The sequence below is a fragment of the Bartonella sp. AP88XZML genome (assembly GCF_042195565.1).
Lineage (GTDB): Bacteria > Pseudomonadota > Alphaproteobacteria > Rhizobiales > Rhizobiaceae > Bartonella.
In genome coordinates, this window is sequence record NZ_JBHIOQ010000009.1 from 1 (window position 1) to 2133 (window position 2133).

At 32.3% G+C, this 2133-nt stretch carries 1 protein-coding gene; it reads left to right on the forward strand.

The window, feature by feature from the left end; all coding sequences use genetic code 11:
- The first annotated feature begins 1334 nt into the window (after positions 1-1334).
- Positions 1335-2072: a hypothetical protein gene (locus tag ACFIK2_RS00605; RefSeq protein WP_375676783.1), complete on the forward strand. Its 738-nt coding sequence runs from the start codon at positions 1335-1337 to the stop codon at positions 2070-2072.
- Positions 2073-2133 lie beyond the last annotated feature (61 nt).

Below are 2133 nucleotides of genomic sequence, written 5' to 3' on the forward strand. Positions count from 1 at the left end.
AAAATTGTATTTATGTGTTATGTTTAATATAGGTTGTTTATTTGAAAGATTAACTTATTGAAATATAATAACTTTTATTTTTGACTAAAAAATATATATAAAGGGGGGGTAAAAAGTGCCCCCCAAAACCCCCATACCCCCCTAAACTCATAACCATAATAGTCTTAATAGCATTTTTATGATTATAAACCGTTTCTTTTGAAGGGCTTTAAAGGATCACATGTTTTTTTAAGACGTGGTTTAATCACTCACTAAAATCATAAGGTTATCTATTTAAATAAACTGATAAAAATTCATACAAGGGATTTTAATAACGTAATCAGTTTTTACTTTCATACGCTTTTCATAAGACATGTTGTAATTACTTACTAAAATAATCATTTTGTCAGTTTAATTTACTGACACAAACTGACAAATATATATTATGGATTGTATTTAAGGTTGTGTTATCTATATAAGTTGTATCTTAAAAAGACTAACATATTGAAATATAATGCTTTTAATTTTTTATCATTTTAAAAAAATAATATAGGCTCTAAAAAGAACTGACAAAACTGACAACACTGACACGGTCTATTAAAAGGGATTTTACTGATCTCTATAATGATCAGTTTCTATTGAGATATTTTCATAACAGACAATAAATCGCAATTATCCTATTTATCGTTTCTCTTATGAAAATGAAAAATGATGCCATGGTTATAAAGAACATAACAGCTATAGAGAAAGCAAAAATGCAAATGAAAGCATTTGTTTATAAAGACAGTCCCTATAAAAGGCTGTTAAGTCTAAAATGTGTTATAAACAAAATTCACAAAAAAATTAAAAACCATTTAGTGACAAAATTGATAGGTTATAAAGTTTAAAATACGCATTATGAGAGCGTTTCTAAATATTATAATATATAATTCAGAAAATACGCAATCGTTTCACAAAGCCCGTAATATATCTTTAAAAGCACATAAATATAAAAGAAGCAGCTAATAGGCATAAGATATTATCAATACACAACGTATTTAAAAAAATAAGAAAAAATATCAAAAAAGATAAAATATTATTTGACAATAAATACGTATTTTGTTATATAAATACTCAAGTGATCAAAACACTAAACTACAAGCGAATAGGTTACGATAAACCTAATCCTGTTATAAAAACTGACTATCTTTTATGCTTTTGTTAGCATATATGATGGTTTTGTCGGGTGTAGCTATGCCATACAATACCCTTCGCGAGGGAAAAGCATAGCAACGGACTTGTAGCCGTGTTTTGAGCGCCCGATGCTCTTATAAGGGTGTCAATTTCAAAACGAGTATTTCTACAAGGTTTTAATTATGACAAATATCTCAAAAAACACCCCCGTTAATAAGAAAAAAATATCCAAAAAATATGAATTTACTAGTGAAATGGATTGCGTAGCTGGTCATTTCTTATATCGCATTCGTGCTTTAAGAGATTTTGGGGATGTCAAGGCGGGCGATCTAGGCGGTTTTATTGAAAAGGAAAGCAACTTATCTCACAAAGGCAATTGCTGGGTGTATGACAAAGCGCGTGTTTTTGAAAATGCAAGGGTTTCAGGGAATGCAAAAGTAAAAAGCTTTTTTGTTGACGTTTGTGGTAATGCAAGAATTTATGGGAATGCTATTTTTGAAGCTATTTTTATGGGAGGCAATGCGCGTCTTTATGGGAATGCTCATATTAAAGGTGCTGTTGTAATTGAAGGCAATGCACAAATTTATGATAACGCCCGTGTCACTGATCATGCTCATATTTCCGATAATGCCGTGATTTGTGATGATGCTCATGTCGGTGGCAATGCAAAAATAAGCGGCGCTGCTCATATTTGTGATGGCTCGCGTGTTTTTGATGATGCCGTGGTTTGTGGGGCTCTTATCTCTGGCGATTCTTATGTTCATAGCGCCGCCTCTTTAACTGCTGATGATCATATTTGGGATGAGGCATATCCAGAATTTGGGAGTGAAGATGATTATTATCGTCATGAGTATTATGCTGATTGTGAGTGGTATTATGACGATGATAATGACAGCGAATATGAAAATGATGCTGCGTAAATGACGCGCGGGCGCGGCGGGGGCGCCCCCCTTTAAACATTTCATTCTAAAATTCAAATCT

Bases quoted from the DNA above. Each gene is read 5' to 3' on its own strand.
- ACFIK2_RS00605 (WP_375676783.1), top strand. From the start codon at position 1,335: ATGACAAATATCTCAAAAAACACCCCCGTTAATAAGAAAAAAATATCC.